The organism is Oerskovia merdavium (genome assembly GCF_014836755.1).
In the GTDB taxonomy this organism is placed as follows: domain Bacteria; phylum Actinomycetota; class Actinomycetes; order Actinomycetales; family Cellulomonadaceae; genus Oerskovia; species Oerskovia merdavium.
In genome coordinates this window covers 72,943-86,476 of the sequence record NZ_JACSQF010000010.1, presented here as the reverse complement: position 1 = coordinate 86,476, position 13,534 = coordinate 72,943, and the positions used below count along the sequence as shown (strand labels likewise).

Sequence of the window (13,534 nt, the reverse complement as noted above, 5' to 3'; positions counted from 1 at the left end):
CGGGTCGCTCACCCGCTCTCCCGCCTCTACTGTGATGCGCATCACAGAATGTGGGCGATCGTGCCACACTGAGAAGCAGTCGTCGACGACCCGGGCCGCCGCTCACCGAGCCACGCCCGGGAGGGAGGCCAGCATGACGAGCACCGTCCCCGCCCCGCACGACGGGGTGGTCGGCCACGTCGTCGGGGGCAGCCCCGTGCGGGAGGCCGAGAGGTTCGGACCGGTCCACGACCCCGCCACAGGGCACGTCACGGCTCGCGTCGCCCTGGCCTCCGTGGACGACGTCGACCGGGCCGTCGCCGCGGCGCTCGCGGCCTTCCCCGGCTGGGCCTCGACGGGCCTGTCCCGGCGGGTCGAGATCCTCTTCGCGTTCCACGAGCTCCTGCGCACGCACCGCGACGAGATCGCGCACCTGGTCTCGGCCGAGCACGGCAAGGTCGTGAGCGACGCCGAGGGCGAGGTCTCGCGCGCGCTCGAGAACGTCGAGTTCGCCGCGGGGATCCCGCACCTGCTCAAGGGCGGGTTCAGCCAGCAGGTCGCCACGGGCGTGGACGTCCACGAGGTCAAGCAGCCGCTGGGCGTCATGGCGGGCATCACACCGTTCAACTTTCCGGCCATGGTGCCGCTGTGGATGATCCCGACGGCGATCGCGTGCGGCAACACGTTCGTCCTCAAGCCGAGCGAGCGTGACCCCTCGGTCTCCCTCCTGCTCGTTCGCCTCCTCGCGCAGGCAGGACTTCCCGACGGCGTCGTCAACGTGGTGCAGGGTGACCGGGTCGCGGTCGACCGGCTCCTGGAGCACCCCGACGTCGCGGCGGTCAGCTTCGTCGGCTCGACGCCCGTCGCGCGGCACGTCTACGAGACGGGTACGCGTCACGGCAAGCGGGTCCAGGCCCTGGGCGGGGCGAAGAACCACCTGGTCGTGCTGCCCGACGCCGAGCTCGACGCCGCGGCCGACGCGGCGGTCTCGGCGGGGTACGGGTCAGCAGGTGAGCGGTGCATGGCGATCTCGGTCGTGGTCGCGGTCGGCGAGATCGGCGACCGGCTGGTCGAGGCGATCCGCACGCGCGTGGCGGGGCTCGTCGTCGGGCCGGGGAACGACCCCACCTCGCAGATGGGTCCCCTCATCACGGCCGAGCACCGCGACCGCGTCGCGGCGCGCGTGCAGAGCGCGCTCGACGAGGGCGCGAGCCTCGTCGTGGACGGACGCGCGGGGCCACTCGTGACCGCCGGGGCCGACGGCGCGGACCTGAGCGGGGGGTTCTTCCTGCGCCCGAGCCTGGTCGACCACGTGCAGCCCGAGCACACCGTGTACCGCGAGGAGGTGTTCGGCCCGGTGCTCTCGGTCGTCCGCGTCGAGTCGTTCGACGACGCGCTGCGGCTCGTCAACGAGAACCCCTACGGCAACGGGGCGGCGCTCTTCACGCGCGACGGCGGTGCGGCCCGACGCTTCGAGGTCGAGGCGCAGGCCGGGATGATCGGGATCAACGTCCCCATCCCCGTGCCGGTCGGCTACTACTCGTTCGGGGGGTGGAAGGGCTCGCTGTTCGGCGACTCGCACATCTACGGACCCGAGGCCATCCACTTCTCGACGCGGACCAAGGTCGTGACGTCGCGGTGGCCCGACCCGGCGACGAGCGCGATCGACCTCGGCTTCCCCCGGAACAGGTGACGACCGGTGACTTCAGAGGACGGCCGGAGGAGACACGTGACCGCGCGACCCGACGCGGGGACGGGGCGGCCGACCGGACGGAGGACAGGCGCATGACCCACGAGTCGACGAGCGCGGGGCGGCGTGACCGCGAGGACGCCCACGTCTTCTACTCCTGGTCGGCCCAGGAGCTGATCCGCCCCGTGACGATCGCGGGCGGCGAGGGCGCCTGGTTCTGGGACACCGACGGGCGCCGCTACCTGGACTTCGCCTCACAGCTGATCAACCTCAACCTCGGGCACCAGCACCCCGCGCTCGTGGGCGCGATCCAGGAGCAGGTCGGACGGCTCGCGACCGTCGCCCCGTCGTTCGCGAACCCGGTGCGCAGCGAGCTCGCACGGCTCGTCGTCGAGCGCGCGCCGGGAGGTGCCTCCGGCGGGCTGGACCGGGTCTTCTTCACCAACGGCGGGGCCGACGCCGTCGAGAACGCCGTCCGCCTGGCGCGGCGCCACACTGGGCGCCAGAAGGTCTTGGCCGCCTACCGCTCGTACCACGGGAACACGGGCACGGCCGTGACGGCCACGGGGGACCCGCGGCGGTGGCCCAACGAGGTGGACCCCGGCGTGCGGCACTTCTTCGGGCCCTACACCTACCGCTCGGCGTTCGGCGCCGCGGACGACGCCGAGGAGTGCGTCGCGGCGCTGCGCCACCTGCGCGAGGTCGTCGAGCTCGAGGGCCCCGGGACGATCGCGGCGATCCTGCTCGAGACGGTCGTGGGGACCAACGGTGTGCTCGTCCCGCCCGACGGCTACCTCGCAGGCGTGCGTGAGCTGTGCGACGAGCACGGCATCCTGTACGTCGCCGACGAGGTCATGGTCGGGTTCGGACGCGTGGGCGAGTGGTTCGCGGTCGACCGCTGGGGGGTCGTGCCCGACCTCGTGGTCTTCGCCAAGGGCGTGAACTCGGGGTACGTGCCGCTCGGCGGCGTCATCATCTCGGAGCGGGTCGCCGCGAGCTTCGACCACGTCGCGTTCCCCGGCGGCCTGACCTACTCGGGACACCCGCTCGCGTGCGCCCCGGGCATCGCGAGCATCCGGGTCTTCGAGGAGCAGGGGATCCTCGACCGCGTCCGCACCCTGGGCGAGAAGGTGATCGGGGCGCGCCTGCAGGAGATGGCCGCTCGGCACCCGAGCGTGGGGGAGGTGCGCGGGCTCGGCTTCCTGTGGGCGATCGAGCTCGTCCGCGACCCTGCCACCCGCGAGCGCCTCGTGCCCTTCCAGGGGACGGCGGCCCAGAACGCGCCCATGGCCCAGGTCGTCGCGGCCGTGACCGCGGGCGGCGTCTGGCCCTTCCCCCAGGTCAACCGGCTGCACCTCGCCCCGCCGCTCGTGACGTCGGTCGAGGACCTCGAGCACGGCCTCGACGTGGTCGACGCGGCGCTCGACGTCGCCGACCGGTACGTCGTCGAGGCCTCACCCACCTGACCCGCCGGTCCGCGCGACCGTCCTGACCCGACCTGACCCGACCCGACCCGCGGGAGCACCACCCGCCAGGAACCCCACCGCACCAGCCGACCCAGCAGCCCCACAGACCCGAGGAGAACCCATGATCGTGCGAGCCGCCCTCACCCAGGTCCGCTGGACCGGCGACCAGGAGTCCATGCTCGCGGCCCACGAGACGTTCACGCGCCAGGCCGCGGACCAGGGTGCCCAGGTCATCTGCTTCCAGGAGGTGTTCAACGCGCCCTACTTCCCCCAGGTCGAGGACGCCGCGTTCTACTCCTACGCCGAGCAGGTGCCGGGCCCCACGACCGAGCGTTTCGCGGCCCTCGCCAAGGAGCTGGGCATCGTGATCGTCCTGCCGGTGTACGAGCTCGAGCAGCCCGGGATCCTCTACAACACCGCGGCCGTGATCGACGCCGACGGCAGCTACCTCGGCAAGTACCGCAAGACCCACATCCCGCACCTGCCAGGGTTCTGGGAGAAGTTCTACTTCCGCCCCGGCAACCTCGGCTACCCGGTCTTCGACACCGCGGTCGGGCGGATCGGGGTCTACATCTGCTACGACCGGCACTTCCCCGAGGGCTGGCGGGCCCTGGGGCTCGCGGGAGCGACCATCGTCTTCAACCCGAGCGCCACGAGCCGAGGCCTGTCGAACTACCTGTGGAAGCTCGAGCAGCCCGCGGCGGCCGTGGCCAACGAGTACTACGTCGGGGCAATCAACCGGGTCGGGTTCGAGGAGCTCGGGTCGAACGACTTCTACGGCACGAGCTACTTCGTGAGCCCGGAGGGGGCGTTCGTGGGCGAGACCGCCGACGCCTACGAGGAGGAGCTCGTGGTCCGCGACCTCGACCTCGACGTGCTGACCGAGGTCCGCAACCGCTGGCAGTTCTACCGCGACCGCCGCCCCGACGCCTACGGCCCGTTGACGGCGCCCTGAGCCGCCGCCGCCGCGCCGGCGCCGCGCCGGCGCCGCGCCGGCGCCGCGTCAGCCCGGAGCCGGCCCCGACAGGAGGACCGACCGACGAACGAGAGGACCGCACCATGGCACTGACCCTCATCACGGGAGGCACCGTCGTCGGGCCCACCGGGCGCTCGCGCGCCGACGTCCTGCTCGACGGCGAGCAGGTCGCCGCGCTCGTGCGCCCGGGCGACACGACGCTCGGGGTGGACCTCGCCTCGGTCGCCGAGACCGTGGTCGACGCGACCGGCAAGTACGTGATCCCGGGCGCCGTGGACCCGCACACCCACATGGAGCTGCCGTTCGGCGGCACGGCCGCCTCGGACACGTTCGAGACCGGGACGCGCGCCGCGGCCTGGGGAGGCACGACGACGATCGTCGACTTCGCGGTCCAGCGCACCGGCGAACGGGTCCAGGACTCGCTCGCCGCCTGGTTCGCCAAGGCCGAGGGGAGCTGCGCGATCGACTACGGCTTCCACCAGATCCTCGGCGGCGTCGACGACGACTCGCTCAAGGCCATGGACGAGCTCGTGACCGAGGGCATCACGAGCTTCAAGCTCTTCATGGCCTACCCCGGGGTCTTCTACAGCGACGACGGACAGATCCTGCGTGCCATGCAGAAGGCAGCGACCAACGGTTCGATGGTCATGATGCACGCCGAGAACGGCATCGCGATCGACGTCCTGGTGCGCCAGGCGATCGAACGTGGCGACACGGCCCCGTACTTCCACGGCACCACGCGCCCGTGGGAGACCGAGGAGGAGGCCACGCACCGCGCGATCATGCTCGCGCGGCTCGCCGGTGCCCCGCTCTACGTGGTGCACATGTCGGCCAAGCAGGCCGTCGCCACGCTCGCCCGCGCCCGCGACGACGGCTGGAACGTGTTCGGCGAGACGTGCCCCCAGTACCTGTACCTGTCGCTCGAGGAACAGCTCGGAGCCAGGAGCGAGGAGTGGGGCGACTTCGAGGGTGCCAAGTGGGTCTGCTCGACCCCGCTGCGCTCGCGGGCCGAGGGCCACCAGGACGAGCTGTGGCGCTACCTGCGCACGGGCGACCTGTCCGTGGTGAGCACCGACCACTGCCCGTTCTGCATGAAGGAGCAGAAGGAGCTCGGGCTCGGCGACTTCTCCAAGATCCCCAACGGGATCGGCGGCGTCGAGCACCGCCTCGACCTCGTCTACCAGGGAGTGGTCGACGGGAAGATCTCGCTCGAGCGCTGGGTCGAGCTGTGCTGCACGACGCCGGCGCGCATGTTCGGGCTGGGTGACCGCAAGGGCGTGCTCACCCCGGGGGCCGACGCCGACGTCGTGGTCTACGACCCCGCAGGGCACACGTCGATCGGGTACACCTCGGGCGCGGACGCCGCGCACGGGAACCGCAAGACCCACCACATGAACATGGACCACTCCGCCTGGGAGGGTTTCGAGATCGACGGGCACGTCGACGTCGTGATCTCGCGCGGCAAGGTCCTGGTCTCGGACGGCGAGTACCACGGGCACCCCGGGCACGGGCAGTACCTGCGCCGCAGCACCTCGGCGTACCTCCGATGACGAGCAGGAGCCAGCCATGACCGCGACCGGCACGGCCGACCGCCTCGACCTGGGCGTCGTCCTGCAGACCAACCCGCCCGCGTGGCGCGTCGTCGACCTCGCGCGGCGCGCAGAGCTCCACGGGTTCAGCCACGTGTGGACGTTCGACTCCCACCTCCTCTGGCAGGAGCCGTTCGTCATCTACTCCCAGATCCTGTCCGCGACCCACCGCGTGACCGTCGGTCCCATGGTCACCAACCCCGCGACGCGCGACGTGACCGTGACCGCCTCGCTCTTCGCGACCCTCAACGACATGTTCGGCAACCGCACGGTCTGCGGGATCGGCCGCGGGGACTCCGCGGTCCGGGTGACCAACGGCAAGCCCGTGACCCTCGCCGAGCTGCGGGCAGCCGTCACGACCGTCCGGGGGCTCGCCGGCGGGCAGTCCGTCGAGTACCACGGCTCGACCCTGCACCTGCCCTGGGCCCCGGACAGCCGCACCCCCGTGTGGGTCGCGGCCTACGGCCCGCGCGCGCTGGCGCTCGCGGGCGAGGTCGGGGACGGCTTCATCCTCCAGCTCGCCGACCCGGACATCGTGGCCTGGTCGATCGACGCGGTGCGCCAGGCCGCCGAGCGGGCCGGCCGCGACCCTGCCGAGGTGACCATCTGCGTGGCCGCACCCGCGTACGTGACGGACGAGACGCCGTCGGGCACGGGCGGGGACGGGCCCGCGAACGCGGGAGGGCGGTCGCTCGCCCACGCCTACGACCAGTGCCGCTGGTTCGGCGGCATGGTCGGCAACCACGTCGCGGAGATCGTCGCGCGCTACGGGGCGGGGGAGGGTACGGGGACGGGCGGGGACGGGCCGAGCATCCCGCGTGCCCTGACCGACTTCGTCGCCGGGCGGGTCGACTACGACTACAACGAGCACGGGCGCGCAGGGAACACGCACACCGCGTTCGTGAGCGACGAGATCGTGGACCGGTTCTGCCTGGTCGGGCCGCCCGAGCGGCACGTCGAGCGGCTGCTCGAGCTCAAGGCGCTCGGCGTCGACCAGTTCGCGCTCTACCTCCAGCACGACGCGAACGACGAGACGCTCCAGGCCTACGGCGAGCTGGTCCGTCCCGCGGTCCAGGAGGCGGGCCGGGTCCGGGAGTGAGTCCTCGGCCGGTGGGTCAGGCGAACAGCTCCTGACCCACGAACGCTCCCTGGGTGCCGCCCAGCGTGGCGCCCTCGGCGATCCCGCGCGGCACGGCCCAGATCCCGGAGCCCGTGTGCCGCAGGTACTCGCTCATGAGGTCGTGCTTGGCGAGGGCGTTCTGCATCGGCACGTACTGGGTCGCCGGGTCGCGCACGTACGCGAGGAAGAACAGCCCCGCGTCGAGCCTGCCCAGCCCGTCCGAGCCGTCGGTGTAGTTGTAGCCGCGCCGCAGCATGCGCGCGCCGCCGTTGCTCGTGGGGTGCGCGAGGCGCACGTGGGACGCCGGGTCGATGAGCGGGACGCCCCCGCGGCCCGCGGCCTCGAAGTCGGGCTCGGTGCGCTCCTCGCCGCCGGACAGCGGCGCCCCCGAGCCCTTGGTGCGCCCCACGATGGTCTCCTGCTCGCGCAGGGGCGCGCGGTCCCACGTCTCGATCGTCATGCGGATGCGGCGCGCGACCAGGTACGAGCCGCCCGCGAGCCAGTCGGCCCCGTCGCCCGGCGCGACCCACACGTGCTCGTCGATCGCCGAGGACTCCTCCGACGTGATGTTGGCCGTGCCGTCCTTGAATCCGAACAGGTTCCGGGGCGTGGGCTGAGCGGTCGTGGTCGACGACGTGCGCCCGTAGCCGAGCTGGCTCCAGCGCACCGACGCGGTGCCGAACGCGATGCGCGCGAGGTTGCGGATCGCGTGGACCGCGACCTGCGGGTCGTTCGCGCACGCCTGGACGGCGAGGTCCCCGCCGCAGCGCGCGTCCTCGAGCATGTCGCCCGGGAAGTGAGGCAGGTCCGCGAGGAGGTCGGGCTTGCGCCCGTCGAGGCCGAACCGGGCCGACCCGTCGGCAGCCGTGAAGAACGAGGGGCCGAACCCGAACGTGATCGTCAGCCCGGAGGCCGGCAGGCCCTCGGCCTCGCCCGTGTCGTCCGGCGGCGCGTCGTACGGACCCGACACGGGTCCGAACTCCCCGGCGGGCAGGCCCTGCGTCATGCGCGAGGCCGCGAGCGTCCACGCGCGCAGGAGCGCGACCACCTCGTCGCGGTCCTGGGTCGTGACGTCCCAGGTCGCGAAGTGCAGGCTGTCCTGGACCGGGGTCGTGATCCCGGCCTGGTGCTCGCCCGTGAACGCGAACGCGCCGTCGCCCTCGGCAGGACCTGCGCTCGGCGCGGTGTCCCGCGCCGAGGCGGTCGCGCTCCCGGCGAGGAAGCCTCCCGCGAGCCCCGCCCCGGCCAGCCCGACGCCGGCCATCCCCAGGACGGCTCGCCGCGAGATGCGGCGCGCCTCCCGGGTCGGCTCGGTCGGTCGCGTGGGGTCGCCGGGTCCGGTGGTCCCACGGGGTGCGTCGGGCCCCTCGAGGGCGGAGGAGCCGGCGTCGGGCTGGTCTGGAGCGGTCGTCATGGTGCGTCGGTCCTCAGAGCACCACGGCGGCGGTGAGCTGCGAGAGCGGCTCGCTCAGCGAGTCGACGGCCTGCGAGAGCGCCTTGACCTGCTCGGGCGTGAGGTCGGTGTAGAGCACGAACCCGTCGCCCTGCTTCTGCTCGTCGAGCAGGCCCTGGAGGGTCGCGAAGCGCTCGTCGAGCGTCGTGGCGAGCTCCTCGTCCTTGGCCGAGACCACGTCGCGCAGACCGTCGTAGGCGACCTTGGCGCCGTCGACGTTGGCCTGGAAGTCCCACAGGTCGGTGTGCGACCAGATCTCCTCCTCGCCCGTGACCTTGCCCGTCGCGACCTCGTCGAGCAGGCCCTTGGCGCCGTTGCCGATCGCGGGCGCGTCGATGCCGTCCGCGAACGACGCCTCGTGCGTGCGGTCGAAGAGCTCCTGGGTGTCGGCGAGCAGCTGGTCGGCGTACTGCGTGCGCTGCTCAGGGGTCAGGGCCACGTAGGTCTCACCGTCGTTGGCCTCGGGCGCGGGCTGCCACAGGTCCTTCTCGAGCAGGTGCCAGCCGGTCCACTCCTGGCCCTCCTCGAGGTCGGCCTCGCGCAGGTCCATCTTGGGGTCGAGGTCGCCGAACGACTCGGCCACGGGCTCGATGCGCTCCCAGTGCACGCGCACGGGGGCGTAGAGGGCCTGGGCGGCCTCGTCGTCGCCCGCCTTGTACGCGGCCACGAACTCCTGGGTGCCCTCGAGGAGCTGCTCGGTCTGGTCCTTGACGTACGCGACGTAGTTGGTCGAGGCCAGGGCGATCTGGTCGGCGACCGCACCCGTGGGCTCGATGTCCTTGCCCGAGTCGGTCACGGTGAAGTCGGAGCGGATGCCGTCGCCGATCATGCCGGGCTTGCACGCGGTCACGTACTCGCCGGGCTTGGCCGTGAGCACCAGGTCGCGGCTGATGCCAGGACCGATGTTCTCGACCTCGGACACGATCCGCAGGCCGTCCTCGGCGAGCAGGTAGAACTCGGTCACGTCGTCGCCCGTGTTGGTCACGGTGAAGACGATGTTGCCCGACGGTGCCTCGGCGGCCGAGAGCGTGCACGCGTCGGCCGACGAGTCGACCGTGAGCTTCGCGGAGCCGGCGGCCGAGCCGTCCGAGCCGGCGGGGGCCGGGTCGTTGGGCGTGCACGCGGCGAGGAGCGGGACGAGAAGAGCGGCAGCGAGCAGCGGCGCTGCGGCGTGGGTGGCCCGTGAGCGGGTCATCGGTTTCCTCCGGGAGTCGTGACGGTGGTTGCCGGGGTGCTGGCCTGCGCGGGGGCACTGCTGCGAGGCGCGCTGAACCAGACGGTCCGGACGAAGAAGAACAGCGTGGGGACGAGGTAGAGCCACCAGGCGGCGAGCTCGAGCCAGGTGGTCGCGGGGGAGAAGTTGAAGACGCCCTTGAGGACCGTGCCGTACCAGCTCGACGGCGGGATCTGCGCGCTGACGTCGAACGCCAGGTTGTGCAGCCCGGGCAGGATGCCGGCCTCCTGGAGGTCGTGCACGCCGTAGGAGAGGACTCCCGCAGCCACCACGATCAGGAACAGCCCGGTCCAGGCGAAGAAGACGCGCAGGTTGAGCTTGACGGCGCCCCGGTAGACGGCCCAGCCGAGCAGGACGGCCACGGCCAGCCCGAGCACGGCTCCGAGCAGCGGCTTGGTCGTGGTTCCCGTGGCCTGGGCTCCCGCCCACAGGAAGAGCGCGGTCTCGAGGCCCTCGCGCCCGACGGCGAGCAGCGCCATGACGACCACGGCCCACTTCCCGGCGGCGACGGCGTCGTCGAGCTTGTGCTGCAGGTCGGTCTTGAGATGACGGGCGGTCTTGCCCATCCAGAAGATCATCCACGTGATAAGGCCGACCGCGACGATCGACAGCGTGCCGCCGATGGCCTCCTGGGCCTCGAACGTCAGTCCCTGCGGCCCGTAGGTCAGGGCCGCGCCGAACCCGATCGAGACGGCCACGGCGATGCCGACGCCGAGCCAGAGGAACGGGAGCAGGTCGCGCCGACCGGTCTTGACCAGGTAGGCGACGAGGATGCTGACGACGAGCGCGGCCTCGAGGCCTTCACGCAGGCCGATGAGAAAGTTGGCGAACACGGGAGTCCTTCGACGGGTCGCGGGGCGGGGGAGCCCGGGAGCCGGAGGCCGGGGCGGCCGGTGGCCGCAGCGGTGGCACCCCCGCTCTGGAACACGGGTCCCAGTTTGGTAAGGCTTGCCTTCCTCCGCGAGAACAGTACTCCCGTCGCCACGAGGTCGGTACCTGGTCTCGCGTGACCCGTCCCACACCTCGGCACGATCGCACCCTGGCCGCCGCCGCGCGATTTTGGTACAATGGTTCCAAGTTCCTCCGACGAGGAACGCGCGGACGAGGGAGCAGTACCCGCACGGACAAGACTGACTCAGAGGGGTTACTTGTCATGGCTTGGGTTGTCCTCGTCCTCTCCGGGATGTTGGAGGCCGTCTGGGCGACGGCGCTGTCCGCCTCGGAGAACTTCACGCGCAAGCGACCGACGGTCGTCTTCGCGCTCTCCCTGATACTGAGCATGGTCGGCCTCGCCTGGGCCATGACCTCGCTGCCCACGGGCACCGCCTACGCGGTGTGGGTCGGCATCGGCGCCACGCTCACGGTCGTCTGGGGATTCTTCACCGGGTCCGAGACCTTCACCTGGTTGCGCGGGCTGCTCCTGGTCCTGCTCGTCGGGTCCGTGGTCGGCCTCAAGGTGGTGAGCTGACGTGCCGTGGATCGTCCTGCTCGTCAGCGCCGTCTTCGAGGCCGTCTGGGCCACGGCCCTCGGCCAGTCCGACGGGTTCTCGAAGCTCGTCCCGTCGATCGTCTTCTTCGTCGCGCTCGCCGTCAGCATGGGCGGGCTCGGGTGGGCCGTCAAGCACATCCCGATCGGCACCGCCTACGCGGTGTGGGTCGGCATCGGTGCGGCCCTGACCGTGTCCTACGCGATCCTGACGGGCGACGAGTCCGCCTCGGTCGGCAAGGTCGTCTTCATCGCGGGCATCATCGCCGCGGTCGTGGGGCTCAAGCTCGTCCCGCACGGGCCCGCGAAGGAGCCCGCGCCCGCCGAGGCCGCCGGCACCCCGACCGACGGCGCGGACCGCTAGCGACCACGCGGCGAACGGCCCGTGGCCACCCTCGGACGTCGAGGGCCGGCCACGGGCCGTTCTCGTGCCGGGGCCCCGTGCGGGGGCCGTCCTCGTCAGCGGACCTCCGCGAACCGCCCCACGAGCTCGGGCCACGCGTCCCGGAACGCGTCCAGCAGGGGGAGCGAGGGCACGTCCTCGACCGCGACCCACGCGATCTCGAGGCTCTCGGCGTCGGTCGCTCTCGCCTCGAGCTGCGCACCCGGCACGACCTCCGCGAGCACCGTCGTGTACCGCCACGGCCCGTGGTCCAGGACCCGGTCGCCCACGATGCTCACGAGGGCGGGGTCCACCCCGGCCTCCTCGTGGGCCTCGCGCAGCGCGCCCTGCTCGGGCGTCTCGTCGGGGTGGATCGCGCCTCCGGGAACGCCCCACGTTCCGCCCTGGTCGCTCCAGGTCGCCCGGTGCTGCAGCAGGACGTGGCTCACCCGCCCGTCCTCGCCCCGGCGCGCGACGAGCAGGCCCGCGGCTCCCGCGAGCCCCCAGTGCCGCCTGCCGCACGTGCACTCGACCCAGCCGTCCCCGGGCTGGAGGTGGCGGGGGGCGCGGGGAGCGTCGGTCGCAGGGCTCGGGGGCGTGGGCTCGGTCGGGATCGTCACGGTCCCACCCTGCCATCCGGCAGGCCGGACGGGACAGTGCGCGGCCTGGGTGACCACGTCGTGGACAGGAGCCCGCACGGGGCTCACGTCGCACGGCGACGCCGGCCGACCGTGAGCACCCCGTACGCGGCGAGCCCCACCACGACCCCCCAGAACGCCGAGCCGACGTGGGCGACCACGATCCCCGAGGTCGTGACGACGAGCGTCAGCACCGCTGCTTCGAGGGCCGCGGGGGACGGGCTCGTACCGGGCGTCGAGGCCGCGGGGGCGAAGGTTCCCGCGAGGGCGCTCGTGAGCGCGCCGACCAGCGCGACACCCGCGACGGTCGTGACCAGGGCCGCCGGGACGGCGTGGAAGAGGCCGACCAGGCTCCCCGCGAACGTCCCCACGACCAGGTACCCGACCCCGCACGCGACCCCCGCGACGTAGCGGCGCGTGCGGTCCTCGTGCGCCTCCGGGCCCGTGCAGATGCCCGCGGTGATCGCGGCCAGGTTGATGCCGTGCGCGCCGAACGGCGCCAGGAAGGCCCAGGCCGCGGCGGTCCCGCCGACCAGCAGCCGGCTGTTCGGGCGGTAGCCGCTCGCACGCAGCATCTCCAGACCCGGGCCGTTCTGGGCGCTGAGCGTCACGAGCAGGAGCGGGACGGAGATCCCGACGACCGCGCCCAGGTCGAGCGTCGGGGTGGTCCACTCGGGGACGGCCAGGGCGAGCGCGGTCGTCGGGCGCGAGACGTCGCCCGCGACGAGCGCCGCCACGACCCCGGCGAGCAGCGCCGCCAGCACGGCGTAGCGCGGTGCGAGGCGGCGCACCACGACGAACGCGACGGCGACGCTCGCCCCGATCACCGGCGAGCCGACCGCGCTCACGACCGCACCCAGGACGAACGGGAGCAGGACCCCCGCGAGCAGCGCCGAGAGGATCTGGGGCGGGACCGCCGCCAGGAGCCTGCCGAACACGCCGCTCGCACCGAGCGCGAGCGCCGCCACCGCCGCGACGAGGTAGGCGCCCACGACGTCCGAGAACTCGAAGTCTCCCAGCGTGCCGAGCAGCAGGGCCGCCCCGGGCGTCGACCAGGCCGTGATGACCGGCTGGCGGGTCAGCAGGCTCAGGACCACGCCCGTCAGTCCGCTGCCGATCGAGACGGCCCACAGCCAGGAGGTCGTCTGGGCCGTCGTGAGACCACCGTCGTGCGCGGCCTGCAGGATGATGAGGGACGGTCCGGCGAACGAGACCATGACCGCGACCAGGCCCGCGACCACGGCCGAGACCGACGCGGCGCGCACCGGGCCGGGGGACGGTGCCGGTCCCGTGAGCAGGTCCACGGTCCGGGAGGGTGTGGCGCGGGGGCTCCTGGCAGGAGGCGGCGAGGGTGGGGCGGACGTCACGGGCCCACCCTGCCACCGCGGCGACCTCGCGCGCGGGAACCGGGCGCGGAGACGGCCGTGCGACTCCGGGGAGCGGTCCGGGCAGGGACAGCGCGCGTGTCGGACGACTCGTCTGCGGACGGGGCGACGGGCCCGAATTCGGTGGACGCGCGGC

12 protein-coding genes and 1 riboswitch are annotated in these 13,534 nt (G+C 72.7%); of the genes, 7 read left to right on the top strand and 5 right to left on the bottom strand.

Features of this window, described 5'->3' with window-relative positions:
• Positions 1–133 precede the first annotated feature (133 nt).
• The 5 genes from H9641_RS11050 (at position 134) to H9641_RS11030 (ending at position 6,799) form a co-directional block, all read left to right on the top strand.
• Positions 134–1,672 carry a CoA-acylating methylmalonate-semialdehyde dehydrogenase gene (locus H9641_RS11050; RefSeq protein ID WP_191803686.1) on the top strand — a complete coding sequence of 513 codons (1,539 nt, stop codon included), beginning with the start codon at positions 134–136 and terminating at the stop codon, positions 1,670–1,672.
• A gap of 92 nt (positions 1,673–1,764) precedes the next feature.
• Positions 1,765–3,135, top strand: coding sequence for an aspartate aminotransferase family protein (locus tag H9641_RS11045; protein WP_191803684.1), 1,371 nt, complete (start codon positions 1,765–1,767; stop codon positions 3,133–3,135).
• Positions 3,136–3,256: 121 nt separating this feature from the next.
• Complete coding sequence (locus H9641_RS11040; RefSeq protein WP_191803681.1) at positions 3,257–4,090, top strand: nitrilase-related carbon-nitrogen hydrolase; 834 nt, start codon at positions 3,257–3,259, stop codon at positions 4,088–4,090.
• A 104-nt stretch (positions 4,091–4,194) separates the two neighbouring features.
• On the top strand, positions 4,195–5,661 hold the full coding sequence (gene hydA, locus H9641_RS11035) for a dihydropyrimidinase (RefSeq protein WP_191803679.1): 1,467 nt from the start codon (positions 4,195–4,197) through the stop codon (positions 5,659–5,661).
• Between the two features lie 16 nt (positions 5,662–5,677).
• The gene (locus tag H9641_RS11030; RefSeq protein WP_191803677.1) at positions 5,678–6,799 is read left to right on the top strand and encodes a TIGR03842 family LLM class F420-dependent oxidoreductase; all 1,122 of its coding nucleotides are present in this window, start codon (positions 5,678–5,680) and stop codon (positions 6,797–6,799) included.
• Positions 6,800–6,815: 16 nt separating this feature from the next.
• Here H9641_RS11030 and efeB read toward each other — a convergent pair whose 3' ends face one another.
• From efeB to efeU, 3 genes are read right to left on the bottom strand one after another with little or no spacing between them, the layout of a single operon-like run.
• The gene (efeB, locus tag H9641_RS11025; RefSeq protein ID WP_191803675.1) at positions 6,816–8,234 is read right to left on the bottom strand and encodes an iron uptake transporter deferrochelatase/peroxidase subunit; all 1,419 of its coding nucleotides are present in this window, start codon (positions 8,232–8,234) and stop codon (positions 6,816–6,818) included.
• A 13-nt stretch (positions 8,235–8,247) separates the two neighbouring features.
• Positions 8,248–9,468, bottom strand: a complete 1,221-nt coding sequence (efeO, locus tag H9641_RS11020; protein WP_191803673.1) for an iron uptake system protein EfeO — start codon at positions 9,466–9,468, stop codon at positions 8,248–8,250.
• Entirely contained in the window at positions 9,465–10,340 is an 876-nt protein-coding gene (gene efeU, locus H9641_RS11015) for an iron uptake transporter permease EfeU (RefSeq protein ID WP_191803671.1), read from the bottom strand. Before efeU ends, efeO begins: the two co-directional genes overlap by 4 nt.
• Positions 10,341–10,579: 239 nt before the next feature.
• Positions 10,580–10,647, top strand: a riboswitch (guanidine-III (ykkC-III) riboswitch).
• Between the two features lie 13 nt (positions 10,648–10,660).
• Between efeU and H9641_RS11010 the strand changes: the two genes are divergently transcribed.
• The gene (locus H9641_RS11010; protein WP_191803668.1) at positions 10,661–10,975 is read left to right on the top strand and encodes a DMT family transporter; all 315 of its coding nucleotides are present in this window, start codon (positions 10,661–10,663) and stop codon (positions 10,973–10,975) included.
• A 1-nt stretch (position 10,976) separates the two neighbouring features.
• Positions 10,977–11,357: a DMT family transporter gene (locus H9641_RS11005; RefSeq protein WP_191803667.1), complete on the top strand. Its 381-nt coding sequence runs from the start codon at positions 10,977–10,979 to the stop codon at positions 11,355–11,357.
• 95 nt (positions 11,358–11,452) lie between these two features.
• Here H9641_RS11005 and H9641_RS11000 read toward each other — a convergent pair whose 3' ends face one another.
• Together H9641_RS11000 and H9641_RS10995 are read right to left on the bottom strand one after the other, a co-directional pair.
• Complete coding sequence (locus H9641_RS11000; protein WP_318244529.1) at positions 11,453–11,995, bottom strand: NUDIX hydrolase; 543 nt, start codon at positions 11,993–11,995, stop codon at positions 11,453–11,455.
• A gap of 83 nt (positions 11,996–12,078) precedes the next feature.
• Positions 12,079–13,317, bottom strand: a complete 1,239-nt coding sequence (locus tag H9641_RS10995; RefSeq protein ID WP_318244528.1) for a benzoate/H(+) symporter BenE family transporter — start codon at positions 13,315–13,317, stop codon at positions 12,079–12,081.
• Between the last annotated feature and the right edge of the window lie 217 nt (positions 13,318–13,534).